Source organism: Albimonas marina (assembly GCF_029223255.1).
Taxonomy (GTDB): Bacteria; Pseudomonadota; Alphaproteobacteria; order Rhodobacterales; family Rhodobacteraceae; genus Albimonas.
Window position 1 is genome coordinate 85,232 of sequence record NZ_JARHUC010000011.1, and the last position, 26,916, is coordinate 112,147.

Below are 26,916 nucleotides of genomic sequence, written 5' to 3' on the forward strand. Positions count from 1 at the left end.
ATCGAAGACATGTCCGCAAGCGGTTCCGCCAATCTCAACGTGATGATCAAGGCCGCGCGCAAGGCCGCCCGCGGGCTGCTGCGCGACTTCGGCGAGGTCGAGAACCTGCAGGTCAGCCGCAAGGGCGCGGCGGACTTCGTCTCGCGCGCCGACCTCAAGGCCGAGGAGACGATCAAGCACGAGCTGCTGGAGGCGCGCCCCGCCTACGGCTGGCTGGGCGAGGAGTCGGCCAAGGAGATCAAGGGCGCCGACCAGACCCGGCGCTGGATCGTCGACCCGCTGGACGGCACCACCAACTTCCTGCACGGCCTGCCGCACTGGGCGATCTCGATCGCGCTGGAGCACAAGGGCGAGATCGTCGCCGGCGTGATCCTGGACCCGGCCAAGGACGAGATCTTCGCGGCCGAGAAGGGCGCCGGCGCCTGGCTGAACGACCGTCGCCTGCGGGTGAGCTCGCGCCGCGACATGACCGAGATGCTGTTCGCCACCGGCATTCCCTTCGCCGGCACCTCGGGCCTGCCCGAGACGATGAAGGACCTGTCGCGCCTGATGCCGCGCTGCGCGGGCGTGCGCCGCTTCGGCGCGGCGGCGCTGGACCTCGCCTGGGTGGCGGCGGGCCGCTACGACGGGTTCTGGGAGCGGGGGCTGAAGCCCTGGGACATGGCCGCGGGCCTGCTGATGGTGCGCGAGGCGGGCGGCTTCGCCGAGTCGCTCTCCGACCCCGAGCGCAACCCGTTCGACACCGCCGACGTGGTCGCCGCCAACGCCGAGATCTTCGAGAAGTTCGCGGGCCTGCTGCGGGGCTGACCGCCGCGGCCGACGCCGCCGCGAGGCCCGGTCGCGACCGGGCCGGGCCCGTCCGGACGCAGGTCCGGTCGCGCGCGGCGTGGGCCGGTCCGGCGTCGGACCTCGGCCGCTCGCCCGCCGTCGTATGCGGCGCAGGCGCGGCCGTGCCTGCCGCCGCCCCCCGGCCCGCCTCCCGCCCGCCCACCCCGGCGCGCCGGGGGGCGGGGCGCGGGACGGCGAGGGCGCCTCGCCCCTGCCGTGGGCATGGGGCGCATGACGCCGCGCGTCGATCGCCTGGGCGGGACGTCGCCCCGCGCCGCGGCCGCCGGCCGTCGCCGGCGGGCCGCGTCGCGCCTCGGGGCTTGGGCCGGGGTTCAGCCGGGGCGCTTGTCGAAGACGGGCAGGCCCTCGGCCACCAGGTGATAGGGCTGCCGGTCGCAGGCGAAGATCGCCATGGCCGGGGAGAACACCGAGGGGTCGTCGAGCGTGCCGACCTTGACCACGGTCATCGGCGCGCGGGAGATCTGGGTGGCGACGTGGGTGCCGCACTCGGGGCAGAACTGGCGGGTGACCGGCTTCTCGAGGTCCTTGCGCGCGAAGTCCTTCGCCGCGCCCTGGACGATACGGAAGCCCTCGCGCGGGAACATCATGAACAGGTTCGGCGCGCCGCCGGTGATGTACTGGCACTCGCGGCAGTGGCACTGGGCCTGCATGACCGGCTCGCCCTCGACCTCGTAGCGCAGTTCGCCGCAATAGCATCGGCCTGACAGCTTCATCGCATCCTCCCGTTCAGCGCCCGTCTGCGCGGGCGGGGGCAGTCTGGATCCCGGGCGGCGCGGGAGCAAGCGGAAGCGGGGGCGATGTCGGAGGCCATGCGCAAGGCGTCGCTTTCGGCGCCGACGCGGCGGGCGCGCGGCGCGATGGGTGACGCTGCGTCGGCGATCTCGCGCCCGGCGCCCGCCCGCAGGCGCCGCCGCCCTCCGCCGCCGCCCTCCGCCGCCCCGCGCCGCCGGTCCGATCCGGCGCCCGCCCGCCCTCGCCCCGCCTTTCGTTCCGCGCCGGACCCGCCTTCGGCGGCGCCGGGGCCCTCAGGGAGCTACGCCGATGCAGCCGTCCCAGGGCGAGAGCCCGATGTCCCCGACCCAGACGCCTGCGCCCGTCGACGCGCCCGTCGAGGCGGCGGCCTCGGACGTCGCCGCCGCCGAGCCCGAGCCCTCCCCGGCCGCCGCGGCCGAGCCCGGTCCGCGCCTGTCGGAGGCGCCGGACTGGAGCTACCTGCTGCTGGAGTTCGAGACGATGTACCGCGCCGGCGGCTCGGCGGGGGGGAGCAAGGCGATCCGCGGCCATCGCAAGCGGGTGCGCGAAACGCTGTCGGCGGTGCTCGACGCCGATCCGCGCCTGATCGCGCGCGCGCCGCAGGAGAAGCCGGTGACCGCCTACCTGCCGCGCGCGCTGGACGTGGGCGAGCGGGGGGCGATGTCGGCGCTTGCGCGCGCGCTGGGCCGGGTCGCGGGGCGGCTGACCTGGGAATACGGCTACGCCCGGCCGCCGCGCCACCTGACGCGGCGCTACGCCTATTGCGAGGTGATGGGGCCGCAGGGACCGGTGCCCTCGGAGCGGCTGATCCTGGGGTTCGTGCTGCTCGCGCCCTCGACCACCTATCCTCAGCACAGCCACAAGGAGATCGAGGAGAGCTATCTCTCGGTCGCCGGCGCCTGGTCGGAGAACGACACCGCGGTCTATGCGCCCGGCTCGCTGATCCTCAACCGGCCCGAGCACGAGCACCGGATCACCACCGGCGACCTCGAGCCCTGCCTGCTGGCCTACGCCTGGACGGGGCCGGCGGGGCGGCTGGCGGCGCCGGGGATGAAGCTGTCGGCCTCGCGCAAGGCGCGGGTGGCGCACGGGATCTGAGGGGCCTGCAGAGATCGCCCGGAGAGCCCGGCGCGGCACCCCGGGCCTGACCCGGGGCCTCTCGCGGCCTGCGGCTTCGCGCGGACCAGGGGAAGGCAGGGCGGGCCGCCGGCGCGGCGGTCTCGCTGGACCTTTCGAGAGGTCCGGGGGTGGGTCGCGCCTGACGAGGCGAGCCGCCGGAGGCCGGAGGCGCGGATTTCCGGGAGGGACCGCCGCGGGCGGGGCGACGGCCCTGGGCGCTCCGGCAGGCGGCGCGAGGGCAGCCAGAGCCGGCCCGCAGGCGCGGCGCCGGGCTCAGCGCTCGGTCAGCTTCAGCTCGATGCGGCGGTTGCGGGCGCGGGCCTCGGGCGTGTCGGCGGGGTCGATGGGCTGGTACTGGCCGAAGCCGTTGGCGGCCAGGCGCTCGGGCGGGAAGCCCTGGGCGTCGGCGAGGTAGCGCACCACCGACAGCGCGCGCGCCTGCGACAGCGCCCAGTTGTCCCGGTAGCGGCCGGCGCCCGACAGGGGCACGTCGTCGGTGTGGCCGTCGACGCGCAGCACCCAGGGCAGTTCGTTGGGCAGCGCGTCCTGCACGTCGCGGAACAGCTGGGCGAAATCGTCCAGCGCCGCGCGCCCGTCTGGGCCGAGATCGGCGGAGCCCTGGTCGAACAGCACCTCGGACTGGAAGACGAAGCGGTCGCCCACGACCTCGACGCCCTCGCGCCCCTCGATCGCCTCGCGGATGCGGCCGAAGAACTCGGAGCGGCGGGCCTCGAGCGATTTCTTCTCCGCTTCCAGCCGGGCCACCTCCTGGGCGTTGCGCTCGGCCTCGCGGCGCTTGAGCTGGAGCTCGCGGGCGAGGGCGGAGTTGAGCTGGCTGCCGAGGTTGGAGACCTGGACCTTGAGCGTGTCGTTCTTCGACTCCTCCGCGTCCAGCAGCTCCTGCAACCCGGCGAGCTGGCGGCGCAGCTCCTGGGCCTGGGCGTTGAGCAGGGCGACGCGGCGGGCCTCGTCGGCGGCGGAGGTCTGCTCCTCGGTCAGGCGGCGCTGGGCGGCGGCGAGGATCGCCTCGCGCTCGGTCATGTCCTTGCGGACGGCGGCGAGCTCCTCCTCCGTCGCCTCGACCTTGCCTTCCAGCTCCGACTTGGCGGCGTTGGCGGCGGCGAGGAGGGTCAGCGTCTCCTCGGCCTTGCGGCGCTGCTCCTCGAGGGCGAGCTCCATCGCGGTCAGCTCGTCGCCGCTGTCGGCGAGGCGGGCGCGCAGGGCCTCGGCGGCGGCGGCCTCGGCGGCCTTCTGCTTCTCGGCCTCGGTCAGGTCGGTCTGTAGGGCGGCGAGGAGCTTCTCCTTCTCCGCCTCGGTGACCCGGAGCTGGACGAGCTCGGTCTGCGCGGCCTCGCGGGCGGCCTCCTGCTCGGCGCGGGCCTGCTCGGCGGCCTCGACGTCGGCGTTGAGCGACGCGATGGCGGCGTCCTTCTCCTCGATCGCGCGGTTGCGCTCGGCCAGCGACTGGAGGGTCTCGGAGAGGGTGGCCTGCGTCTCCTCGGCCTTGGCGCGCAGGTCGGCGGTCAGGGCCTCGAGCGCCTCGGTCTTGGCGGCGGCGAGGCGGGCGGCCTCCTCCTGCGCGGAGATCTCGTCGCGCATCCGGGCGAGCGTGAGCTGCATCGCCTCCTGCTCGGAGATCGCCTTCGTGCGCGCGGCCTCCAGCTCGTCGATGGAGGCGCGGGCCTGGGTGAGGTCCTGGGTCAGGTCCTCAGCCCGGGCGGTCTGGGCGTCGCGCTCGGATTCCACCTCCGAGACGCGGGCGGTCAGGGTCCCGATGCGGTCGCGCGCGGCGCCGATGTCGTCGAGCAGGGCGGCGACGCGTGCCTCGTATTCGTCGTTCTTCGCCGCCGCCGCGTCGCGCTCGGCGGTCAGGGAGTTCGACAGCGCCGTCAGCCGGTCGATCTCGGAGCGTTCGCGCGCCAGCGTGGCGGTCAGCGTGTTCACCTCGCCCTGAAGGTTCTCCCCGCGGGAGCGTTCCAGCGACAGGACCTGGGCGACCTCGGCGAGCTGGGCGGTGAGGTTGTCGAGCTCGGCGTCCTTGCCGGTGACGAGGTCGCGCAGCACGAACTGGATGATCATGAAGATCGACAGGACGAAGATCAGCACCAGCAGCAGCGCCGTCATCGCGTCGACGAAGCCGGGCCAGACGTTGCTCTCGTAGCGCTGGTTGCGTCTGGAGAGCGCCATGCGTCAGCCCCGCTCGCCGGTCACGGCGCGGGTCAGGCGGGCGAGGTCCATGCGCAGCTCGGCCGTCGCCTCCTGCCGGCCGGCCGAGACCTCCTCCAGCAGGCGGGTGAGCTGGAGGTCGATGGAGCGCAGGCGCTGGCGGCCCTCGTCCGTCTCCTCCTTGTCCTGGGCGCGTTCCAGCAGGTGCACCACCCGCTCCTGCGCCGCGGCCACGCGGTCGAGACGGGCGGTGAGGTTCGTGTCGTCGAAGGCGACGGCGGCCTCGGGCGCAGGGGCCGCGGCGCGGGTCTCCCGCTCCTCCTCCAGCGCGCGGACGAGGCCGGAGAGGCCGGCGGCCAGCGTCTCGAGCCTCGCGTCGGCGGCGCGCTGGCGGTCCTCGGCGTCGCGGAGCGCGGCGACGAGGGATTCGATCTGGTCGGCGTTGCGGTCGAGCGCGTCGGCGGCGAGCGCGGCGACCGAGGCCTCGCCCTCGCCGCCCCCCAGCGAGATGCGGGAGATGGACGACAGCCACTCCTCCAGCTCGCGGTAGAAGCGGTTCTGGCCGTGGCCGGCGAAGAGGTCGAGCAGGCCCACCACGAGGCTGCCCGCGAGGCCCAGCAGCGAGGAGGCGAAGGCGGTGCCCATGCCGTCGAGCTGGCTGTTCAGCCCCGCCATCAGGTTGGCGAAGACCTGCATCGAATCGGTGTTCGAATCCTGCGCGCCGGACAGCGAGCGCATCGTCTCGACGATGCCGGGGACCACGTTCGACAGGCCCCAGAAGGTGCCCAGCAGGCCCACCAGGATCAGCAGGTTGATGATGTAGCGGGTGATGTCGCGCTGTTCGTCGAGACGGGTCGCCACCGTGTCGAGCAGCGAGCGCGAGGAGGTCGCGGTCAGCGCCTCGCGCGCGCGGCGGTCGCGCAGCAGGGAGGCAAGCGAGGTCAGCAGGCGCGGCGGGTTGACGAACTCATGCCCCGGGCGGTCAATGGCGAAGCCTTCAAGCCAGGACACCGCGCGCACCAGCGCGACCACCTGGTAGAAGCAGGCCAGCACGCCGATCACGAAGACGCCGGCGATGAAGCCGTTGAGCCAGACGTTGGCGGAGAACACCGCCTCGATGGGCCCGAGCAGGAAGAACACCCCGACCGCGACCAGCGCCAGCACGGCGACCATCATCACGATCTGCCTGACCGGCTGCGAGAACTCGATCTTTCGGTCCTGAACGATGGCCATCCGCGGCTCCGGTCCCCCTGTTGCTCGGCCCCTGCGCGCGCCTGGCGCGTGTTGCGCGCCGCGCGTCCCGTCCGTCTGCGTTCGGGCGGATCAGGCCCTCGGTTCAGTTAACAGAGCCTGACCGGCCAAGGAAGAAAAGAGCGCGCGCGCGTTCGCGGGCGGATTTCCGCGGAGGTGTTGAAAAACCGAGGGAAGTCGCACCGCTCCGGGGCGCCTCGGTAACGCCTCGTTAGCGGCTGGCGGGCTAATCCCCTCGCTGCGGCCCCAAGGGGTGGGCCGGCGCGGCGGGTCGAACGCCCGATGCGCTCCGTCAGAAGGGCGGTTCTCTCCGGTCGGGGGAAATTCCCGGTCGGTCTGCACTCACGCGGCGCGTGGCGCGCCGCCAGCTACGGGAAACGGAGCACATGGCCAGCATTCTCACCAACACCAGCGCGATGGTCGCGTTGCAGACCCTGAACCAGACCAACCGCGGTCTGACCCAGATTCAGGAGCAGATCTCGACCGGCAAGAAGGTCGGGTCCGCGAAGGACAACGCCGCCGTCTGGGCGATCTCCTCGGTGATGCAGTCGGACGTGAAGGGCTTCAAGGGCATCAGCGAATCGCTGTCGCTCGGCCAGTCCACGGTCCAGGTCGGCCGCCAGGCGGCCGAGACGGTCACCGAGCTGCTGACCGACATCAAGGGCAAGATCGTCGCCGCGCAGGAAGAGAACGTCGACCGCGCCAAGATCCAGACCGACATCGACGCGCTGCGCGACCAGATCACCTCGGTGCTCGGCGCCGCCCAGTTCAACGGCAAGAACCTGGTCGACTCCTATGACGAGACCTCGGTCCTGTCGTCGCTCGACCGCGCGGGCAACGGGTCGGTCTCCTCGTCCTCGATCTCGTTCCGCGGCCAGAACCTGACTTCGGAGGCCGGCACGGTCGAGACCGCGAGCGCCATCGACCGCATCGGCACCGTGGCCGACGACGGCACCTACACCGTGGGCGCCGGCGCCACCCTGTCGAACGCCGCGAACGACGCGACGATCACCATCGCCACCGACATGGCGAACGGCGACACGATCACCATCGACTTCGCCGACCAGCAGTTCACCTACACCAACAACACCGGCGCCGCGATCGCGGTGGCCGACCTCGACGACATCGTCGCCGCGGGTCTCGCCAACCTGGGCGTCGAGGGGGTGACCACCGCGGTGACCGGCGCGGGCGAGGTGACGATCTCGTCGACCAACGCCTTCGACTCGATCACGATGCAGGGCTCCTCCACCGGCGCCACGACCTTCGTGGTCGACCCGGACGCCGGCGGCGCCATCGCGGCCGGCGCGGCCGGCGCGGCGGGCACCCTGACCGCCCGGGCCGAGACCGTGTCGCTGGGCGGCGCGGGCAACACCGGCGGCGTGGTGAACGAGGGCGACGGCTTCCGCATCTCGCTGGGCGGCCAGAACTTCGACTACACCGCGAAGGAGGGCGACACGCTCAACGACGTGGCGACCGGCCTGAAGCGCGTGATCGACGCGGGCGGCATCGACGGCATCTCGGTGCAGGTGAACCTGTCGGACGACCCGATCTCGCAGCCCCCGACGCTGCAGATCGACAACGACAACGCCGCCACGGTGGCGCTGACGGTCGACGACGGCTCGGGCGGCGTGTCCTCGGGCGGCCTGGTGGGCCTCGACGGCATCGACGTGACCACCGCCGACGGCGCCGAGAACGCGCTCGCCAACATCGAGTCGCTGATCCAGACCTCGATCGACGCGGCCGCCGAGTTCGGTTCCGTCCAGGGCCGGATCGACATCCAGGCCGACTTCGTGAAGTCGCTGTCCGACTCGCTGACCTCGGGCATCGGCGCCCTGGTCGACGCCAACCTGGAGGAGGCCTCGGCCCGCCTGCAGGCCCTGCAGGTCCAGCAGCAGCTGGGCATCCAGGCGCTGTCGATCGCCAACCAGGCGCCGCAGAGCGTGCTGTCGCTCTTCCGCTAAGGGAGACGACGGGGAAGGCCGGGAACCCGGCCTTCCCCACCACCGCCCCCGCCCCGCGCGCGGGGGGCGCGCGCCGCTCGCGCGCCGCCGCCGGGGAACGGGGCGCACGGGATTTCACGGCGGGACGCGCAGCCAGGGCCTGAATCGCCGGCGCCGGACCTCGCCAGACCCAGGAGCCGCCATGACCGCCGCCGCGCTCTCTCCCTCCCGATCCGGTCTCGGCCGCGGCGCCGACCGCCGGCCGGCCTATGGGGACGCCGCCCACGCGGCGCTGACGCCCCGCCAGGCCGAGTACCGCATCTTCGCCCGCGTCACCCATCGCCTCAGCGAAGCCCAGGCGGCGCTGGAAGCCGGCGAGATCGGCGCCTACAGCCGCCTCGCCTCCGCCGCGCACGACAACCTGCGCCTCTGGCTGACCCTCGCCGCCGACCTGATGATCGAGGAGAACGGCCTGCCGGAGACGCTGCGCGCGGGCCTCCTGTCGCTCGCCGCCTATGTCGAGCGCGAGACGCCCCGCCTGGTGAAGCGCGAGATCTCGGCCGCCCCGCTGGTGGAGATCAATGCCAGCGTGATGAAGGGCCTCCGCGGCCAGGTCGAGGCGCCCTGAGATGCCCGGCCTGATCCTGAAGCTCGGCCCGGGCGAGCGGGTGATGGTGAACGGCGTGGTGATGGAGAACGGGCCTCGCCGGACGCGGATCAACATCCTGACGCCCGAGGCGAACGTCCTGCGCCTGCGCGACGCGATCCACCCCCACGAGGTGACCACGCCCGTGCGCCGGGTCTGCTACATCGCCCAGCTGGTGCTCGCCGGCGAGGCCGCACCCGCCGAGGGCCGCCGCCAGATCCTGGCGGGGATCGAGCAGCTGAGCCAGGTCTTCGACGACCCCGACAGCCGCGCTCGCCTGACCGAGGCGACCGAGCACGCGATCGCCGAGCGCTTCTACCAGTCGCTCAAGACCCTGCGCACGCTCCTCCCGCGGGAGGAGCGGCTGCTGGCCGTCTCCTCCGCCACCGCCGCGCAGTAGGCGGAGCCGGCCATGGCCTTCACCCCGCTTCTCCCCCTCGGCGGCGTCGCCGGCTGGTCCCTGTTGCAGCGCATCGAGGACCGGCAGCGCGAGACCTTCGAGAAATCCCCCGAGATCACCCGCGCGGTCGCCCATTTCCAGGAGACGATCCACAAAGCCGCCACCGCCGAGGATCTTGTGAACGACCGCCAGCTGCTGCAGGTGGCGCTGGGCGCCTTCGGCCTGGAGGACGAGATCGACAAGCGTGCCTTCATCCGCAAGGTGCTGGAGAGCGATCCGCTGGACACGCGGTCCTTCGCCAATCGGCTGGTGGACCCGCGCTATCGCGATCTGGCGAACGCCTTCGGCTACGGCAGCGTCCTGGGCGCGCGCGTGGTCGATGCGGGCTTCGCCGACAAGATCGCGACCGCCTACAAGGAGCGCCGGTTCGAGGTGGCGGTGGGCGACGCCGATTCCGATCTCCGCCTGGCGATGAACGCCCGACGTGAGCTTGCCAAGCATGCCGCCGAGGCCGAGCGGACCGGCCGCGACGGCTCGTCGTGGTTCGCGGCGCTGGGCGACCGCCCGCTTCGGGCCGTGATCGAGAAAGCCTACGGCCTGCCCGACGCCTTCGCCCAGATCGACCTGGATCAGCAGCGCGAGACCCTGCGTGCGAAAACGCGGGAGCTGTTCGGAGAGGAATCGATCGCCGTTTTCTCGGACCCGGAAAAGGTCGACACGATGATCCGCCGTTTCCTCGCGCGCTCGGCCGCCGAGAACGGGACGGGCGGCTATGTTCCCGGACAGGGCGCCGTGACGCTTCTCCAGGCGGGCGCGGCGAGTTTCGCGAACCTGGTGCAATCCCGCTTCGGCTGAAAACAATTGGGGCGGAGTCGGCATTTCCCTGGAGGCGAGCCCTCTGGGCGAGGAGAGCACCTGCCATGAACACCGGCGGCGAGAGTCATCGCCTTGCCTGAAGGCGCAAGCCCCGAACCCGGTTGGACATTTCGCGACGCCCCAAGCGCAGAACGCTTTCGGGTGACCGAGCGTGCGGCTTGCGAGAGATGGCGCGCATCCGTTTGCGATGCTGGGAGGGCGGCGATCTAAGCGCGCCCCAGCATCTCGAGAGCGAAACGCAAACGATGAGCCTCCCTTGGGAGTTGTCTCGGACATCAAGCGAGACGTGGCTGGAGTTGCGGCTGGCTCGCCGTTCGGCACGATGGTGAGGCGGCAGGCCGCCCATGGCGCCGAGAACTCGAATGATCGCGGCGAAAGCGTCGCCGAGGGGCGGCGCATGGGGGATCGCAAGTCGCGCCGGGCTGTCGGCAACGGGATCGGCTCCGCCGCTCTGTGATCCTGTGGGTCGAGACCCGAGCTGGATGGATCAGGCTCTTCGGCCGCGGCCCGGCCCTGATCCGGTGACCACGCCGCCGGACCGGTCATAGCCCAGCTGCGAGCGTGCTTTCTCGTGCTGCGCCAACTCCTGCCGGGCGGCCGCCGCTCCCTCGAGAAGCGCGGCGAGAAGGCGACGGTTGCGGGCGGCGGCGTCCCGGATCCGTTCCAGCTCCCGCTCAGGCGTCTCGCCGGCGGGCGGGCTCGACAAGAAGTCCTCCAGCGCGGTGCGGCTCCGGGCGGCGTGGCCGGCCAGTCCCCGCAGGTCGCCCTGGAGAATCAGCTCCCGCTCCTCCTCGAGCAGGGCGCGCACCTGCCGCGCGCGGCCTCGCCATGCGGCGCCGCGCAGGGCCGCGCCAATGCGGCTGCCTTCGGGGGCCGGACTAGGGGACGCCGAGGCGGGACGATCGTCGCTCATGTCGCCGCCGCGTCGCGGACGAGGGATCGGTAGATGCTTTCCGCGAGGCCGATCCCCCCCCGCTCGGCCCAAAGCCGGGCCTGTTCACGGACCAGGAGGCCTGCGAACGCCTGCTCCCCCACGCCGCCGCCGAACCCCTCGGGGGGGCGGCCCAGGCCGGCGGCCGTCAACATTTCCGCCAGGAACATCGATTCGAATTCGACCGCCGCCGCCCGCATTCGCGCGTCCTCGGCGCCGGGCGGCGGACGGCGGATCGACGGTTGCGCCAAGGGCGCTTCGCGGCTTGGGCGCAGAGGGGCGGGGGCGTCGGTCATCGCGGATCTCCTTGCGCCATCGCTACCCCGGCTTCGGTAAACGTTGGGTAACGATTCGCGGTCATCCTGCGCCCCGACCCAAGAGCGGAGCAGAATGCGTCCCATGCCCCATCTCGAGATCCCGGACGGCGCGTCCCGTCCCCCAGGCGTCCCGCTTCGCGACCGACCTGGGGCGCGCCCGGACGCGCAGTCGACCGCCCAGCTTCCCGCATCCGAAGCCGCCGGTCGAGCTTCCCAGCGGGAGCCTGTCGGGCGTGCGCGGCACGAGAAAGCGGAAGCCGCTCCCCCCACGCCCGGCGTCGCGGTCGACTTCGGCGCCGCGTTCGAGGCGTCGAGCCAACCGTCAGAGGGGGCCTGGCCGGCGCTCGGCCCGTACGTCGCGGCCACCGCCGTCCCTCCGCGCATCGCCATCGAGCGGCGAACAGGCGTGGCCGCAACGGCGTTCGCCGATGGAACAGGCGACGAGACGACCGGCTCGGGTCCCGCCGCTCGGAAGGGAGCGGCGACGAACGGGACGACTCGCGCGCTTGCCGGGCCGGCGGTCGCGGGGTCGACGGGGGCGTCGGCGGCTCCGACCGGCGCCGAGGTCGGGTCCCGCGCTTCGCCTGCGATGTCTCCGGGGCCGACGACGACCTTCGCCTCGCCGCCGGAGTTCTTCTCTTGGCAGGGGCTTGGACGGGAGCCTTCGGTCGCGCGCGACACGGCTGCGGTCCCGTCAAACCCTGTCGGGCCGGCGACCGTCGCCTCTGGTCGCACGACGATCGTCGAGGGCGCGGGGCCTCCGCCGGCGCCCATGGAGGAGCAGGCCGAAACCGCCAAGGGATCCCGGCCCGAGATCGCCCCTGCCGGTGCGCGGTCGGCGCCGGCGACCGAGTCTCGCGACGCGGTTCTTCGTTCCCTCGAGGCCACGGCGCCGCCTCGTCCGGATGCTCCGATCATGTCCGCGGCGTCGCGAGCGCCCAGTCCGCCCGTCCAGCCTGGTCTCGCCGCCGCGACTCAGCGCTTCGAGCCCGATCTGAAGCCGAGCGAAAGCCGTTCGAAGCGAGAGGAAACCGGGGAGGGCGAGCCCTCGCGCCGTTCGGCGGTTATCGCCGCGCCGCCGCCGCGGGCCGGACCGGGCTTCGCTGCAGTTGGGGGAAGCGCCGCGGCGACAGCGTCCCCGCCGCTCGTCACGGCAGGACCGGCCGGCATGACCTTTTCCGAGCAACAGCAGGCGTCTCGACCAGACGCTTCGGTCTCGGGCGCTCCTGCCTTGGGAGAGACGGAAGCGGGGCCCGTCGTCACGTCTGCAAGCGGAAGCGCTCCGTCAGGGCAGACCGCGCCTTCGGCCCCGACGGCCGCACCCGCGCCGCCCGCGGCGCAGGCGGTGGCCGAGCAGGCGGTGCGCTTGGCGCGCCGCGAGACGCCCGGGGAGATCGAGATCACCCTCGACCCGCCGGAGCTGGGGCGCGTGCGCATGTCGATGTCGCGGCATGAGCATGGGCTGGTCGTCGCGATCGTCGCCGACCGGCCCGAGGTTGCGGACCTGTTGCGCCGACATTCCGAGATGCTGGGTCAGTCTCTGGCCGACGCCGGGCACGCCCAGGTGGACCTGCAGTTTGGCCAGGGCGGCGACGGCGGGCGCGCGCCGGCCGACGGCCGCGTCGCGGAGAGCGGCGATCCCGCGGTCGAGCCGCCGCCGCCGCGTTTCGGCGGCGCGGCGCAGCGCGGCCTGGATCTCAGAGTATAGGAGCCTGCCATGTCAGACATCGCCACCTCGCCCGTCGCCGCCGGCATCCGGGGCGCGCCGACCTCTCCGCCGGGGCCGGCTTCGAGCGCCGAGTCCGGGGCCGCCGCGAAGGCGGCCGGCGATTTCGAGACCTTCCTCAGCCTCCTGACTACGCAGATGCGCAACCAGGATCCGCTGAAACCGGTGGAATCGACCGAGTTCGTGGCCCAGCTCGCCAGTTTCTCGGCGGTGGAGCAGCAGATCCGCTCGAACGACCGGCTGGACGCGATCCTTCAGGCGCTGGGCGGCGACGGCGCGGGCCTGGCGGAATGGATCGGCAAGGAGGTTCAGTCGGCCGCGAGCGTGCCTTTCGACGGCGACCCGATCTCGCTGGACGTGGAGCCCGTCGCGGAGGCCGAGCGCGCGGTTCTGGTGGTGAAGAACGCCGCAGGGACCGAAGTGGCGCGGGTCGAGGTGGACCCGGCCGCGACGGAGCTGGTCTGGGCGGGAGAGACCGCCTCGGGCGAGGCGCCGGAGGGCGCCTACAGCTTCTCGTTCGACTACCTGGGCGACGCCGAACTGCTGGAGAGCCGGCCGGGCCGCGCCTATGCGCGGGTGACCGAGCTGCAGCTCGGCGGCGACGCGCCCCTGCTGGTGCTGGAGGGCGGCGAACGCATCGGGGCGGACGAGGTCGTCGCCATCCGGGCGGCGGAGGGATGACCGGTCTCGCGGCCGGCTGGCCGGTGCGGCTGTGGGCTGTTGGATCCTGCTGGGACCCGACCCGACGAGGGCCGCGGCGTCGATGCGGGGACGGGCTCAGCGTTCTCCGCGGCGGTAGGGGGCCATCAGGGCCTCGGGGGCGCGGCCGCGGCGCGCGACGACGATGAGGGCGACGATGGACAGGACGTAGGGCGCCATGAGGAACAGCTGGTAGGGCAGGCCCTCGACGACGTGCTGGAGGCGCAGTTGGTAGGCGTCGAAGAAGGCGAAGAGCAGCGCGCCGAGCAGGGCCTTGCCGGGACGCCAGCCCGCGAAGACCACGAGCGCGATGCAGATCCAGCCGCGACCCTGGACCATCTGGGGAAAGAAGCTGTTGAAGGCCGCGGTGGTCAGGAAGGCCCCGCCGAGCGCCATGAGGGCGGAGCCGACGACCACCGCCCCGGTTCGGATGCCGAGCGGGTTGAGGCCCTGCGCCTCGACCGCGTGGGGGTTCTCGCCGGCCATGCGCACCGCGAGGCCGAGCGGCGTTCGAGCCAGGACCCAGGCGGCGAGCGCCACGGCGGCCAGCGCCACGTAGGTGGGCGCCATCTGGGAGAAGAGGACCGGGCCCACGAAGGGCAGGTCGGAGAGGCCGGGGATGGCCAGCGGCTGGAAGGGCTCGATGGTGGGGGGCGAGTCGCCGACGACCACCACCAGTCGGTAGACGTAGTAGGTGAAGGAGGACGCGAACAAGGTGATGCCAAGGCCCGAGACGTGCTGCGACAGGCCCAGCGGCACGGTCAGGAAGGCGTGAAGCAGGCCGAAGCAGGCGCCCGCCGCGGCCGCGGCGAGCAGCGCGACCCAAAGGTCGGCGCCCTGGTAGGCGGCGAGCCAGGCGATCATCGCGCCCAGGGTCATGATGCCTTCGATCCCGAGGTTGAGAACCCCGGAGCGCTCGCAGATCAGCGCGCCGAGCGCGCCGAAGATCAGGGGCGTCGCGATGCGCAGGACCGCGGCCCAGAGAGAGGCGGTGGTCAGGATCTCGAGCGCGTCGATCATGGCTCGACCCCTTGGTTGAGGATGACGGACGGGGCCGGTCCTCGAGACGGTGTGCCGGTCCGCCCGAGGTGCGTGGAGCTCTGTCGATCCTGTGCGGTGGAGTACGGAGAGCCTGCGCTTGGACGAGCGGGCCACGGGTCGCGCGCCATCGCAAGACCGGTTGCGTGGGCTTCGCGTCGCCGGGCGGGCCGGTCCGCGCTGTGCCAGGCGACGGCAAGGGCGGCGTCGGCGCCGCGGAGGCGGCGCGCGGGTGCGCAGGGGCTCGACGCCCCTGCGGGGCCGCAGCTCCTGTCCGGCAAGGGGATCGGGCGCGGGGCGGAGCGGGGGGCCTCGGCGCGAGATTGGGCTCTCGTTGCGGCGCAGGCGGGGCGCGAGGTTGGAGGATGCCCGCCGGGGAGCGGGTTCCGGCCGGATCGGGAACACGGGCGCGAGGAGCCGACGCGGGCGTCGGCGCAGGGCTCGGGCGATAGGTCGGTCATCCGGTGCAGCGGCGGCAGGGTCATCGGCGCACCCGGTAGGTCGCGAAGAGGAGGGCGACGAGCATCGTCAGCAGGGAGACCGCCACGATCACGTCGGCGATGAAGGTGGGGGCGCCCAGGGCGCGGGACATCGCGTCGGCGCCCACGAAGACCACCGCCACGAAGACCGCGGCGCCGACCACGCCGATCGGGTGAAGGGCCGCGAGCATCGCCACCACGATCCCGGAATAGCCGTAGCCGGGCGAGAGGTCGGTGGTGACGTAGCCCTTCACGCCCGCGACCTCGATCGCCCCGGCGAGCCCCGCCAGCGCGCCCGAGATCAGCGCCACGCCCAGCAGCGTGCGCGACAGCGGCACGCCCGCGAACTCGGCCGCGCCGGCCGAGAGACCCGCGGCGCGGGCGCGGGCGCCGAAGACCGTGCGCGCCAGCATCAGCCACACCAGCCCCGCCACGGCGACGGCGATCAGCAGGCCGACGTGGAGGCGCGTGCGCTCGATCAGCTTGGGCAGCATCAGATCGTCGGCGACGGGCACGGACTGGGGCCAGCCGAAGGCGAGCGGGTCCTTCAGCGGGCCCTCGACCATCATGCCGACGAAAAGCATGACGATGAAGTTGGTCAGGAGCGTCGTCACCACCTCGTCCACGCCGAAGCGCACGCGCAGGAAGGCTGGGACCAGGAGCAGCAGCGCCCCCGCGACCATGCCCGCGGCCATCACTCCGGCGATGCCGAGCGCGGGGGGGAGGCCCGCCAGCGCCTCGGACCCCAGCCAGGCGGCGGCGAGCGCGCCCATGTAGAACTGGCCCTCGCCGCCGATGTTCCACAGCCGCGCCCGGAAGGCGACGGTGGCGGCGAGGCCGGTGAGGATCAGCGGCGTCGCGCGGGCCAGCGTCTCGGTGATCGAGAGACGGGAGCCGAAGGCGCCGCGCAGCATCTCGGCATAGGCCTCGAGCGGGTTGACGCCGGCCAGCGCGATCAGCCCGGCGCAGAGGACCAGCGAGGCGAGCACCGCGGCGAAGGGCGCGCCCACGGCCCAGGCGAAGGAGGGCTGCGGGCGGCGTTCGAGGCGGATCATGCGCGGGCCTCCGGCAGGGGGGAGGCCGGGAGGCGGATCGCGACGGCGGTCGGGCGAGGGGCGCGGCGCATCAGGCGGGGGCCTCCGCAAGGTCGTCGCCGGCGGCCGCGAGGCGGTCGGCCTCCTCCCAGGCGCCGGCCATCATCAGGCCGATGCGGCGGGCGGAGGCCTGCTCGGCCGGGATCGGGCGGGAGAGGCGGCCCTTGACGATGGCCTGGATGCGGTCGGCGAGGCCGAGCACCTCGTCTAGATCCTCGGAGATCAGCACCACGGCGGCGCCCGCGGCGCGGGCGGCTAGCAGCTCGGCATGGACGGCGGCCACCGCGCCCTCGTCGAGACCGCGGGTGGGCTGGTTGGCGAGGATCAGCCGCGGGTTCTGCGCCAGGTTCCGGCCCAGGATCAGCTTCTGCATGTTGCCCCCCGAAAGGAGGCGGGCGCGGGTGTCGGGCTCGGCCCCGCGGATGTCGAAGCGGCGGATCAGCTCGGCGGCGTAGGCGCGGGCGGCGGCGCGGCGCACGAAGCCGCGGGAGGAGAAGGCGGGGGAGGAGAGCCGTTCCAGCGTGGCGTTCTCCCACACCGTCATCTCGCCGACGACGCCCTGCGCGTGGCGATCCTCGGGGATGCGGCCGACGCCGGCGGCGACGCAGTCCGAGGGAGTCATGCGGCCGAGGTCGTCCGTGCCCAGCGTGATGCGGCCGCGGGTCGGGCGGGCGAGGCCGGAGAGCAGGCGGCCCAGCGTGGCCTGCCCGTTGCCTGCCACGCCGACGATGCCGAGGATTTCGCCCGCGTGGACGGTGAAATCGGCCTCGTCGAGCAGGTCTCGGCCGTCCTCGGTGATCGTGACGGCCGAGGCGATGCAGACGGGGGCGCCGGGGGCCTGCGCCTCGCGCACCGGGCGGGCGACGCGGCGGCCGACCATCAGCTCGGCGAGCGCGGAGGCGGAGGTGTCGGAGGTGCGTCGTTCCGCGGCCACCCGGCCGCGGCGCAGGACCGTGACGCGGTCGGAGGCGGCCATGACCTCGTGCAGCTTGTGGGAGATGAAGATCAGCGACAGGCCCTCGGCGGTCATGCCGCGCAGGGTCTGGAACAGGCGCTCGGCCTCGGGGCGGGCGAGGACGGCGGTGGGCTCGTCCAGGATCAGGATCTTCGCCTCGCGATACAGGGCCTTGAGGATTTCCACCCGCTGGCGCTCGCCGACCGAGAGGTCGCCGACGCGGGCGTCGGGGTTCACCGGCAGGCCGAAGCGCTCCGCCAGGTCGCGCAGGCGGCGGCGGGCGGGGCGGGTCGAGGACATCAGGCGCGACAGCGGCTCGGACCCGATCAGGACGTTCTCGAGGACCGTCAGGTTGCCGGCGAGGGTGAAATGCTGGTGCACCATGCCCACGCCCGCCTCGATGGCGGCGCGGGGACGGCCGGGGGGAAGCTCCCGGCCGAAGACGCGCACCGCGCCCGCGTCGGCGGTGTAGTGGCCGAAGAGGATGTTCATCAGCGTCGTCTTGCCGGCCCCGTTCTCGCCCAGCAGGGCCAGGATCTCGCCCTGCGCCAGCGTCAGGGAGACGTCCTCGTTCGCCACCAGCGGCCCGAAGCGCTTGGTGATGCCGTCGAGCTCCAGCACCGGGCTCATCGCAGGTCCTCCGGCAGGCCGGCGAGGCGGGGGAATGGCGGGCAGGGCGCCAGGTCCTCGAGCCGGGCGGCCAGCGCCAGCAGGGCGCGGCCGGAGCCGAAGGGCGCGATCATCTGGAAGCTGCGGGGCAGGCCCCCCTCCATCCCGAAGGGCAGGGCGAGCGCGGGGAAGCCCGAGACGTTGGCGAGCGCGACGCCCGGGGCGGTCGCGTCCATCTTCGCGTGGTGGGCGTCGAGGTCGGTGGAGGCGGGATCGAAGGCGCCGATCTCGGGCGGGCCGTCGGCGAGGACGGGGGCGACGATCACGTCGGCGTCCGCGAAGAGGGCCCACATGGCGTGGGCGACGCCGGCGGCCTCGCGCGTGGCGGCGAAGAAGGCGGGGGCGGAGAGGGCGCGGCCGTGGCGGGCGGCGGCGGCCGAGATCGGGGCGATCTCATGCTCGGCGAGGCCCGCGGCGTCCACCCATTCGGCCAGCGAGACGGCGAGCACCAGGTCCGCCACCGCCGCGGCGCGGTCCGAGAGGGCCGCCCAGGCGGCGGGGTCGAGCGCGTGGACGGGGCCTCCGAGGGCCTGGGCCGCCTCGCGCGCCGCGGCGGCGGAGGCCTCGGAGACGGCGGGGGAGATCGCCAGCGCCACGCGGGGCGTCGCGGGGATGCCGCGCAGGGCGGGGTCGGGGACGGGGCCCTGCGCCTCGCCCGAGATCGGGGCGAAGATCGCGGCCACGTCGCGGACCGAGCGGGCGAGCACGCCCTCGCCCACCAACCCGTTCAGCCAGTTGGAGAAGCCGGGCCCCATCGGCGTCGCCCCGCGGGAGGGCTTCAGGCCGACCAGCCCGCAGCAGGCGGCGGGCACCCGGATCGAGCCTGCGGCGTCGGTGGCGTGCGCCATGGCGACGATCCCGGAGGCCACCGCCGCCGCCGCCCCGCCCGAGGAGCCGCCGGGCGAGAGCGCGGGGTTCCACGGGTTGCGGGCCGGGGGGGCGCCGGGGGGCTCGGAGGTCAGGGCGTTGCCGAACTCGGGGACCGTGGTGAGGCCGAAGGGGACCAGGCCGGCGGCCCGGAAGCGGGCGAAGAGCGCGTCGTCCGCCTCGGGGTCCGGGGTGCGTTCGCGAAGCGCCGCGTTGCCCCCGCAGGCCGCGAGCCCGCGGGCGGAGGCGCCGAGGTCCTTGCCCAGGAAGGGCAGGCCGCGGAACGGGGCGGAGGCGGCGGTCGCGCCGGCCGCAAGGATCGCATCGGCGCGCGCGGCGCCGGCGCGGCCCAGGGCGGGGTCCAGCCGGGCGATGGCGCCCAGCGGGTCGGTCTCGGCGGCCAGCAGGGCGGCCTCCATCGCCTCGGCCGCGGTCAGGCGGCCGTCCGCGATGGCGCGGGCGAGGGCGGTTGCGTCTCCGCCGATGCGGCCGGACATGGGCGTCCCCCCTGGGAAGAGGCGCGGGGGCGGACCCCCGCGCCAGACTTGGATCAGGCGGGCTTTGATCAGGCGGGCTCGGACTCGTCGATCGGCACGTCGAACTCGCCGGCCTGGATCGCGGCCTGTTTGGCCTGCATCGCGGGGATCGCCTCGGCCGGGACCATGGACTCAACGTAGACCAGCTCGTTGCCGCCGTACTTCATGAAGGAATACTCGGTGTAGTCGCGCCCCGTCGCGGCGCCCTCCGTGATGTCCTTGACGATCGCGTCGACGGTCGGGCGGTAGTTCCAGATGGCGTTGGCGAAGACCGTGTCGGGGTAGCGGGGCGTGTAGTCGATCAGCGAGCCCACGGCCTTGATCCCGGCCTCCTTGGCGGCGTCGGCGGTGCCGATGCGCTCCCCGAACAGGACGTCGGCGCCGGCGTCGATCTGGGCGAGCGCGGCCTCCTTCGCCTTGGCGGGGTCGAACCAGGCGCCGATGAAGCCGTTGAGGAACTTCGCGTCGGCGTTCACCTCCTTCACGCCGGAGCGGAAGGCGTTGATCAGCATGTTGACCTCGGGGATCGGGTAGCCGCCGACGGAGCCGAAGGTTCCGGTCTTCGAGAGGCTCGCGGCCAGCATGCCGGCGAGGTAGGCGGCCTCGTGGTTGCGGGTGCCGAAGACGCCGAAGTTGTCGCCCTGCGGCCCGCCGGAGGAGCCCATCAGGAAGGCCGTCTCGGGATAGTCCTTGGCCACCGCACGGGCGTCGCGCTCGACCGCGTAGGACTCGCCCCAGACCAGCTGCGCGCCGGCCTCGGCGTATTCGCGCATGGCGCGGGGGTAGTCGGTGGCGCTGACGCCCTCGGAGAACTCGTAGGTGATCAGCCCGTCGTCGGCGGCGGCCTGCATGGCGGAGTGGATGCGGCTGTTCCAGGCGTTCTCGACGGGCGAGGCGTGGACGGCGGCGACCTTCACCGGCCCGGCCGCGCGGGCGCGCGGAAGGCGCAGCACGGCGGGGGCGGCGAGGAGGGTGGCGGCGCCGGCGAGGAGCTGGCGGCGGGAGGGGGTGATGGGCATGGGCTGTTCCTGTCGGGAAGGCTCCGGCCTTGGGGCCGTTGTGATGGACGCGGGCGGGGACGCGATGCGCCGGCGTGGGGCGCAGCATTTTTGACCGATCAGGAAATGAGACGGGAGAAGCGACGCGGCTGTCAACAGCGCGCTTGTGCGCTGCGGCGAAAATCGAAAGGGGAGGCGGGGACGGAGGCGCCCTGCGGGCGGGCTTGGGCTTGTGGCGGGCGGGATCGCCTTCAGCCGGGGGGGCGCTGGGGGCGGGCGTCGCGGCGCTCCTGACTCACCCAAGAACAAAGCGCCCGCGCCTGTCCTCCGGAGCCGTCTCTCGCTGGTGATGCCTGAGCGACTCGCCCGCCGGGGTCAAGGACAAGCCCCGCGCAAGCGCGGGGTCGCTTCGCGATCCCTGACCCCGGCGGACGAGTCGCTCTTTACGGCATCAGCGAGAGACGGCTCCGGAGAACAGGCGCTCCCGGGAGGGCTTGCGGCGGCGGGCGCGTGGGGCGGGCGGTCAGCCCTCGGCGGCGGGGGCGTAGGCGGCGGGGTCGACGGCGGAGGGACGGCCGGGGAGGGAGAGGGCGGCGACGCGCTCGGGCGTCTCGGAGATCACCCGGCCGGCCTTCACCACGGCTAGGCGCGTGGCGCGCAGGCGCACGGCCTCGATCGCGTCGCGGGCCTGGAGGAGGACGAAGTCGGCCGGGGCGCCGGGGCGCAGCGTCGGGTCCGGCAGGCCCATGGCGAGGCGGTTGTTCACCGTCACCGCGTGGTGGGTCCAAGCCATCGCCTCGCGGCTCGTCATCGGGACGGCGTGGACCGCCATGTGGGCGACGTCGAGCATGTCGCCCGAGCCCAGCGGATACCACGGGTCCATGGTGCAGTCCTGGCCCAGCGCCACGTTCACGCCGGCGGCGCGCAGCTCGGGGATCCGCGTCAGGCCGCGGCGGCGGGGGTAGGTGTCGGAGCGGCCCTGCAGGGTGATGTTGATCAGCGGGTTGGGGATCGCGTGCAGCTGCGCCTCGGCGATCAGGGGGATCAGCTTCGAGGCGTAGTAGTTGTCCATCGAGTGCATCGAGCTGAGGTGACTGCCCGCCGCCCGGCCCTGGAGGCCGCAGCGCACGGTCTCGGCGGCCAGCGTCTCGACATGGCGCGACATCGGATCGTCGCTCTCGTCGCAATGCAGGTCGAGCATCAGGCCGCGGTCGGCGGCGAGCTCGGCGAGCTCGCGGACCGAGGCCGCGCCGTCGGCCATGGTGCGCTCGAAATGCGGGATGCCGCCGACGACGTCGACGCCCATGTCCAGCGCGCGCAGCAGGTTCGCGCGGGCGGTGGGGTCGCGGTAGAGGCCGTCCTGGGGGAAGGCGACGAGCTGGAGGTCGATCCAAGGGGCGACCTGGCGGCGGACGTCCAGCAGCGCCTCGACGGCGGTCAGGCGGTCGTCGCAGACGTCGACATGGGTGCGGATGGCGAGCAGGCCCTGGGCCACGGCCAGGTCGCAGTAGCGGAGCGCCCGCTCGGCCACCGCCTCGACCGTCAGCAGGGGCTTGAGCTCGCCCCAGAGCGCGATGCCCTCGAGCAGGGTGCCGGAGGTGTTGAGGCGCGGCAGGCCCAGCGAGAGGGTCGCGTCCATGTGGAAATGGGGATCGGCGAAGGGGGGCGAGAGCAGGCGGCCCCCGGCGTCGATCGTGCGCTCGGCGGGGGCGTCGATGACGGGGGCGATCTCAACGATCCGGCCCTCGGCCACGGCGACGCAGACCGGGTCGGTCGCCAGGCCGGAGGCGGCGGGCAGGCGCGCGTTCTCGATCTTCAGCTGCAGCATGGGGTCCCCTCGTTCTCGACCGGCGCGGCCAGATCAGCACGCGGGGCGCGGCTGCGCAACGCACGGCGCGTCGCGGCCCCCATGCCTCCGCCCCGCCCGGCGTCCGGGCGGCTCGACCGGCCGGACGGTTGACCCGGAGCCCGGCTTCCGGTGGAAAGAGGCGCCGGACCCGCGCCGGCCAATCCGCCGGCGCCGACGCCGGCCGAAGATCCCGCCGGCGCCCCCGCCGGCCGATGCCCCGGAGGACACATGCGCGATCTCGAAGGACTGCTGGTGGTGGCGGTGGAGCAGGCGGTCGCCGCCCCCTACTGCTCGGCGCGCCTGGCCGACGCCGGCGCCCGCGTCATCAAGATCGAGCGGCCCGAGGGCGACTTCGCCCGCGGCTACGACCGCATGGTCGAGGGGCAGAGCGCCTATTTCGTCTGGCTCAACCGCGGCAAGGAGAGCCTGCGGCTGGACCTGAAGAACCCCGACGACCACGCCCTGCTGGGCCGGCTGTTGGACAAGGCCGACGTGTTCATCCAGAACCTCGCCCCGGGCGCCATCGGGCGCATGGGCTACGGCATGGCGGAGCTGAGGAAGAAGCGGCCGGAGCTGATCACCTGCTCGATCTCCGGCTATGGCGAGGACGGGCCGCGGCGCGACCAGAAGGCCTATGACCTGCTGATCCAGGCGGAGACGGGGCTCGCCTCGATCACCGGGTCGCCGACGGAAGAAGCGCGCGTGGGCGTCTCGATCTGCGACATCGGCGCGGGGATCACGGCCCATGCCGCGATCCTGCAGGCGTTGATCGGGCGCGGGCGCACGGGGCAGGGGCGCCAGATCGAGGTGAGCCTGTTCCACGCCATGGCCGACTGGATGAACGTGCCTTACCTCCAGGCCCGCTACGGCGGCCGCCCGCCCCAGCGCGAGGGCCTGCGCCACCCCACAATCGCGCCCTACGGCGTGTTTCCCTGCGCGGACGGGGCGATCCTGATCTCGATCCAGAACCAGCGCGAGTGGCGGATGCTGTGCGACCAGGTGCTGGGGAACGCCGAGATGGCCGACGACCCGCGCTTCCACGACAACACCGCGCGGATCGAGAACCGGGCGGAGCTCGACGCGCGGGTGGCCGACCTGTTCCGGCAGCACGGGCGCGAGGAACTGGCGGCGAAGCTGGACGCGGCGAAGATCGCCTACGGGCGCCTGAACGGCATGGCCGACCTGATGGAGCATCCGCAGAACCGGCTGATCTCGGTCTCGACCGACGGCGGCCCGGTGGAGCTGATCGCGCCGGGCGCGATCGTGGCGGGCGACGCGCCGACCTACGGCAAGGTGCCGGGCGTGGGCGAGCACGACGAGGCGATCCGGGCCGAGTTCGGCTGAGGGCGCGCCGCCGGCCTCAGAGCAGGTCGGCGGCCCCGCTCCAGATCAGGCGGGCGGCGAGCAGGCACAGCAGGGCCGCGAGCGCGCGCTTGAACATCCGGTCGTCGATGCGCATCAGCGCGCGCTTGCCGGCGAGCGTGCCCAGGAAGCCGGTCGCGGCCATCAGCGCGACGGGCAGCAGCCAGGGGCCGAAGGCGAAGCCGAGGAAGCCGAAGGCGATCACCTTCAGCAGGTGCTGGGCGGTCATCATCGCGGCGTGGGTGGCCACATGCTCCATCCGCCCCAGCGAGAGGGTTTTCACGTAGGCCGCGACGAACGGGCCGGTCGCGCCGAAGAACATCGTCAGAAGGGTCGAGACGAAGCCCGCCGGGCCGGCGCCCGCGCGCAGGGCCTTCGGCGGGGTGAAAAGGGCGGACCAGAGCACGAAGAGGCCGATTCCGATCTCGACGGCGGCGGGGGGGAGTTCGACCGCGACCAGCCCGCCGGTCGCTGCGCCGAGCGTCGAGCCCACGAGAAACGGTAGAAGCGGGCCGCGCTGGATATGCGGGCGCAGGGTCGCGGCGCGGCCGGCGTTGGAGGCGAACTGCACCAGCCCGTGCACCGGGATCAGGGCGGCGGGCGGCAGCAGCGAGGCGAGGATCGCCAGCATCGCCACCCCGCCGCCGATGCCGAAGGCCGCGGTGATGAAGGAGGTGCAGAACGAGGCCGCCGAGATCAGCGCCAGCGTCAGGGGGGCGAGCCCCTCGGGCAGGAGGGCGGCGGGGTCCATGGATCTCTCCGGGCGGGTCCTCTCGGTGTCCGGTCTGCGGCTCGGCGGGCGCCGCGTCAAGCGAAATGTATGCGGTTGTATGCAGAGCGCGCCTCCGTGGGGCGAGAGGCCTGCGGCCGGGCGCCGGGCCGGGCTTCGCCCGGGTTTCGCGCTGCGCGCGGGGGAGGACGCGGCGCGGGGCCGGGCTTCGCCCGGGCTGGCGCTTCGCGCCGGGAGGAACGGCGGGGGGCGGAGCCGCGGAGGGCGGCTCGGCGGATCGGAGGCGGAGAGGGGCCGGCGCGGGGGGCGAGCCGGGCTGCGCCCGGCTTCGGCGCTGCGCGCCGGGCGAGGGGCCGGGAGAGGGCTGGCCGGGGCGCCGGGCGAGGGGGCGGGCGCTCAGACCACGGGGCCGGAGAGAGGGCCCCAGCCGGGGGGGGCGGCGCGGGTCTCGGCGAGGAAGCGCATCAGGCGGTCGGGGTCGACCGGCTTCTCGAGATAGGCGGCGCCCGTGGCATGGCAGGCGGCGCGCAGTTCGGGCGTGCGGTCGGCCGAGAGGATCGCGGCCGGCGTCGGGCCGCAGCGGCGGCGCAGGGCGGCGATCGCGTCGATGCCGTGGCGCCCGTCGTCGAGGTGGTAGTCGACCAGCATCACGTCCGGCGCCACGCCCACCTCGTCGATCAGGGCCAGCGCCTCGTCCTCGCCCGGCACGTCGAAGCAGGAGACGCCCCAGCGCTCCAGCAGCGTGGTCATCGCGTGGCGCACCTCGGCGTCGTTCTCGATCACCAGCACGATGATGTCTTCCAGCGCGCGGGACGAGGGCGCCTCCCCCGCGCCGGGCTCGGGCGCGCGGACCGGGACGCGGGCGGGGGCGACGGGCACGCCCACCAGGAAGCCCGCGCCGCGGCCGGGCTCGGTCTCCAGCTGCAATGGGTGGCCCAGGAGCTGGCAGGCGCGCTCGACGATGGCGAGGCCCAGGCCCACGCCCTCGGGGCTCATGCCCGGCTTGTCGATGCGGTGGAACTCCTTGAAGATCAGCTCGCGCTTGTCCTCCTCGATGCCCGGGCCGGTGTCGCGGACCTCGATGCGCATGGCGCCGCCGCGCCGCCGCGCGCCCACCAGCACCCGGCCTTCGGGCGTGTAGCGGATGGCGTTGGCGATCAGGTTCTGCAGGATCCGGCGCAGGTGCGAGGGGTCGGAGCGGACCCAGGCGGAGCTGTCGATCACGTCGAGGCGCAGGCCGCGGGCGCGGGCCAGCGGCTCGAACTCCTCGCGCAGCGGCCGCAGGATGCGCGAGAGCGGGAAGGTCGAGATCTCCACCGCCGCCAGCCCGCTGTCGAGCCGGGAGATGTCGAGCAGGCTGCCGAGAATGGCCTCGACGCTCTTCAGCGCGTTCTGGGCGCGGCCGGCCATGCGGCGGGGCTCGTCGTCGAGGTCGAGGCTGTTGAGCGTCGACAGGAACAGCTTCGCCGCGGACAGAGGCTGGAGCAGGTCGTGGGAGGCGGCGGCGACGAAGCGGGACTTGGAGGCGTTGGCGCGCTCGGCCTCGGCGGCGGCGTCGGCGAGCGCCAGGGTGCGCTCGCGCACGCGCTGCTCCAGGGTTTCGTTCGCCTCGGCCATGGCGTCGATGGCGCGGCGCTCGGCGGTGACGTCGGTGAAGGAGACGACGAAGCCCTGGTCGGGCATCTCCTGGGCGAAGACGTCGAAGATGCGGGCGCCGCGGTGGCTGACCTCCAGCTTCAGGGGCGGGCGCACGCGGCCCTTCACCCAGGCCATCAGCCGGTCGGCCCCGTCGGGATCGCGGAAGGCCATGTCGGGGGAGAAACGGTCGAACAGCGTGTCGAAGCTGCGCCCGACGCGCAGGAGGCCGGCGGGGGGCGAGAGCAGCTCGTCGAGGCGGATGTTCCAGCCCACCAGCCGCTCGTGCCCGTCGAAGATCGAGATGCCCTGGTTGATGTGGTCGAGCGTGGCGCGGATGAAGCGGGCCTGGTCGTCGAGCATCCGCTCGCGTTCCTGCCGCTCCAGCCGGATCCAGTCGGTGACGTCGGTCTGCAGGATCGCGGTGCCGCCCTCGGGCGTGCGGTATTCCGAGACCTGGATCCAGCGGTCGCCGACGAGGCGGACGTTGAAGATCGCCTTGGTCTCCCGGTGGCGCTGAAGGCGGCTTTCCACCCAGTCCTTCGGCGTCTGGCCCCGGGGCAGCGACAGGGAGGGGGAGCCGGCGACGCGGGCGACGTAGTCGGCGAAGGGCAGGCCCGGGCGCAGGAAGCGGCGCATGTCGGGCATGCCCATGCCGAAGCGGGAGTTGAACATCACCAGCCGGTCGTCGGCGTCGAAGAGGGCGAACCCCTCCTGCACCGCCTCAATGGCGTTGGCGAGGTCGGCGCGCGCCTGGTCGGCGGCGCGGTTGGCGCGGGTCAGGCGCAGGTTGGTGTCGTTGAGCAGCGAAAGCGCGCGCTCGAGCTCGGAGGTGCGGGCGCGGACCTCGCCTTCCAGGGTCAGGGCGCGCTGGAAATGGGCGTAGGCGGCGCCGTCGGCGTCGGTCGCCTGCTCGACCCGGCGCATCAGCACGCCGGCGATCTTGGCGAGCTTGGCGTTCTGCCGTTCGAGGCTCTCGTTCGCGTCGACGAGGGAGCGGGGGTCGAAGGTGGTCATGGCCGGGGATCCGG

General features: G+C 73.5%; 22 protein-coding genes. 9 read left to right on the forward strand and 13 right to left on the reverse strand.

Features of this window, described 5'->3' with window-relative positions; genetic code table 11:
* Window positions 1-9 precede the first annotated feature (9 nt).
* On the forward strand, window positions 10-807 hold the full coding sequence (locus P2H44_RS23795) for an inositol monophosphatase family protein (protein ID WP_275767736.1): 798 nt from the start codon (window positions 10-12) through the stop codon (window positions 805-807).
* 353 nt (window positions 808-1,160) lie between these two features.
* Here the strand turns inward: P2H44_RS23795 and P2H44_RS23800 are convergent, their stop codons facing one another.
* Complete coding sequence (locus tag P2H44_RS23800; protein ID WP_275767738.1) at window positions 1,161-1,562, reverse strand: GFA family protein; 402 nt, start codon at window positions 1,560-1,562, stop codon at window positions 1,161-1,163.
* Between the two features lie 355 nt (window positions 1,563-1,917).
* Between P2H44_RS23800 and P2H44_RS23805 the strand changes: the two genes are divergently transcribed.
* Window positions 1,918-2,700 (forward strand): dimethylsulfonioproprionate lyase family protein, encoded by a 783-nt coding sequence (locus tag P2H44_RS23805; RefSeq protein ID WP_275767740.1) that lies wholly within the window; start codon window positions 1,918-1,920, stop codon window positions 2,698-2,700.
* A 294-nt stretch (window positions 2,701-2,994) separates the two neighbouring features.
* Here the strand turns inward: P2H44_RS23805 and P2H44_RS23810 are convergent, their stop codons facing one another.
* On the reverse strand, window positions 2,995-4,908 hold the full coding sequence (locus tag P2H44_RS23810; protein WP_275767742.1) for a peptidoglycan -binding protein: 1,914 nt from the start codon (window positions 4,906-4,908) through the stop codon (window positions 2,995-2,997).
* Between the two features lie 3 nt (window positions 4,909-4,911).
* Window positions 4,912-6,120 (reverse strand): coiled-coil domain-containing protein, encoded by a 1,209-nt coding sequence (locus tag P2H44_RS23815; protein ID WP_275767744.1) that lies wholly within the window; start codon window positions 6,118-6,120, stop codon window positions 4,912-4,914.
* A 404-nt stretch (window positions 6,121-6,524) separates the two neighbouring features.
* Here P2H44_RS23815 and P2H44_RS23820 point away from each other — a divergent pair, with 404 nt between their 5' ends.
* The 4 genes from P2H44_RS23820 (at window position 6,525) to P2H44_RS23835 (ending at window position 9,979) form a co-directional block, all read left to right on the forward strand.
* On the forward strand, window positions 6,525-8,099 hold the full coding sequence (locus P2H44_RS23820; RefSeq protein ID WP_275767745.1) for a flagellin: 1,575 nt from the start codon (window positions 6,525-6,527) through the stop codon (window positions 8,097-8,099).
* 181 nt (window positions 8,100-8,280) lie between these two features.
* The gene (gene flaF, locus P2H44_RS23825; protein ID WP_275767747.1) at window positions 8,281-8,706 is read left to right on the forward strand and encodes a flagellar biosynthesis regulator FlaF; all 426 of its coding nucleotides are present in this window, start codon (window positions 8,281-8,283) and stop codon (window positions 8,704-8,706) included.
* A gap of 1 nt (window position 8,707) precedes the next feature.
* Entirely contained in the window at window positions 8,708-9,124 is a 417-nt protein-coding gene (gene flbT / locus P2H44_RS23830; protein ID WP_275767749.1) for a flagellar biosynthesis repressor FlbT, read from the forward strand.
* Window positions 9,125-9,136: 12 nt separating this feature from the next.
* Complete coding sequence (locus P2H44_RS23835) at window positions 9,137-9,979, forward strand: DUF1217 domain-containing protein (protein WP_275767751.1); 843 nt, start codon at window positions 9,137-9,139, stop codon at window positions 9,977-9,979.
* Window positions 9,980-10,487: 508 nt separating this feature from the next.
* Here the strand turns inward: P2H44_RS23835 and P2H44_RS23840 are convergent.
* The gene (locus P2H44_RS23840; protein ID WP_275767753.1) at window positions 10,488-10,913 is read right to left on the reverse strand and encodes a hypothetical protein; all 426 of its coding nucleotides are present in this window, start codon (window positions 10,911-10,913) and stop codon (window positions 10,488-10,490) included.
* Window positions 10,910-11,227: a rod-binding protein gene (locus P2H44_RS23845; protein ID WP_462976321.1), complete on the reverse strand. Its 318-nt coding sequence runs from the start codon at window positions 11,225-11,227 to the stop codon at window positions 10,910-10,912. The genes P2H44_RS23840 and P2H44_RS23845 overlap by 4 nt, the downstream gene beginning before the upstream one ends.
* 103 nt (window positions 11,228-11,330) lie before the next feature.
* Here P2H44_RS23845 and P2H44_RS23850 point away from each other — a divergent pair, with 103 nt between their 5' ends.
* Together P2H44_RS23850 and P2H44_RS23855 are read left to right on the forward strand one after the other, a co-directional pair.
* The gene (locus P2H44_RS23850; protein ID WP_275767755.1) at window positions 11,331-12,956 is read left to right on the forward strand and encodes a flagellar hook-length control protein FliK; all 1,626 of its coding nucleotides are present in this window, start codon (window positions 11,331-11,333) and stop codon (window positions 12,954-12,956) included.
* 9 nt (window positions 12,957-12,965) lie between these two features.
* A complete protein-coding gene (locus tag P2H44_RS23855) occupies window positions 12,966-13,655 on the forward strand; it encodes a flagellar hook capping FlgD N-terminal domain-containing protein (RefSeq protein ID WP_275767757.1) in 690 nt (229 codons plus the stop codon).
* Between the two features lie 96 nt (window positions 13,656-13,751).
* Here P2H44_RS23855 and P2H44_RS23860 read toward each other — a convergent pair whose 3' ends face one another.
* The 6 genes from P2H44_RS23860 to P2H44_RS23885 form a co-directional block, all read right to left on the reverse strand.
* The gene (locus tag P2H44_RS23860) at window positions 13,752-14,693 is read right to left on the reverse strand and encodes an ABC transporter permease (RefSeq protein WP_275767759.1); all 942 of its coding nucleotides are present in this window, start codon (window positions 14,691-14,693) and stop codon (window positions 13,752-13,754) included.
* A 499-nt stretch (window positions 14,694-15,192) separates the two neighbouring features.
* A complete protein-coding gene (locus P2H44_RS23865) occupies window positions 15,193-16,242 on the reverse strand; it encodes an ABC transporter permease (RefSeq protein ID WP_462976323.1) in 1,050 nt (349 codons plus the stop codon).
* 73 nt (window positions 16,243-16,315) lie between these two features.
* Window positions 16,316-17,869 carry an ABC transporter ATP-binding protein gene (locus P2H44_RS23870; RefSeq protein WP_275767763.1) on the reverse strand — a complete coding sequence of 518 codons (1,554 nt, stop codon included), beginning with the start codon at window positions 17,867-17,869 and terminating at the stop codon, window positions 16,316-16,318.
* Window positions 17,866-19,272: an amidase family protein gene (locus P2H44_RS23875; RefSeq protein WP_275767765.1), complete on the reverse strand. Its 1,407-nt coding sequence runs from the start codon at window positions 19,270-19,272 to the stop codon at window positions 17,866-17,868. The genes P2H44_RS23870 and P2H44_RS23875 overlap by 4 nt, the downstream gene beginning before the upstream one ends.
* 68 nt (window positions 19,273-19,340) lie before the next feature.
* Window positions 19,341-20,330 carry a BMP family protein gene (locus P2H44_RS23880; RefSeq protein WP_275767767.1) on the reverse strand — a complete coding sequence of 330 codons (990 nt, stop codon included), beginning with the start codon at window positions 20,328-20,330 and terminating at the stop codon, window positions 19,341-19,343.
* Window positions 20,331-20,832: 502 nt separating this feature from the next.
* Complete coding sequence (locus tag P2H44_RS23885) at window positions 20,833-22,137, reverse strand: amidohydrolase family protein (protein WP_275767769.1); 1,305 nt, start codon at window positions 22,135-22,137, stop codon at window positions 20,833-20,835.
* Window positions 22,138-22,386: 249 nt separating this feature from the next.
* Between P2H44_RS23885 and P2H44_RS23890 the strand changes: the two genes are divergently transcribed.
* Window positions 22,387-23,502 (forward strand): CaiB/BaiF CoA transferase family protein, encoded by a 1,116-nt coding sequence (locus P2H44_RS23890; RefSeq protein ID WP_275767771.1) that lies wholly within the window; start codon window positions 22,387-22,389, stop codon window positions 23,500-23,502.
* A 16-nt stretch (window positions 23,503-23,518) separates the two neighbouring features.
* Here the strand turns inward: P2H44_RS23890 and P2H44_RS23895 are convergent, their stop codons facing one another.
* The gene (locus P2H44_RS23895) at window positions 23,519-24,271 is read right to left on the reverse strand and encodes a sulfite exporter TauE/SafE family protein (RefSeq protein ID WP_275767773.1); all 753 of its coding nucleotides are present in this window, start codon (window positions 24,269-24,271) and stop codon (window positions 23,519-23,521) included.
* Window positions 24,272-24,646: 375 nt separating this feature from the next.
* The gene (locus tag P2H44_RS23900; protein ID WP_275767775.1) at window positions 24,647-26,902 is read right to left on the reverse strand and encodes a hybrid sensor histidine kinase/response regulator; all 2,256 of its coding nucleotides are present in this window, start codon (window positions 26,900-26,902) and stop codon (window positions 24,647-24,649) included.
* Window positions 26,903-26,916 lie beyond the last annotated feature (14 nt).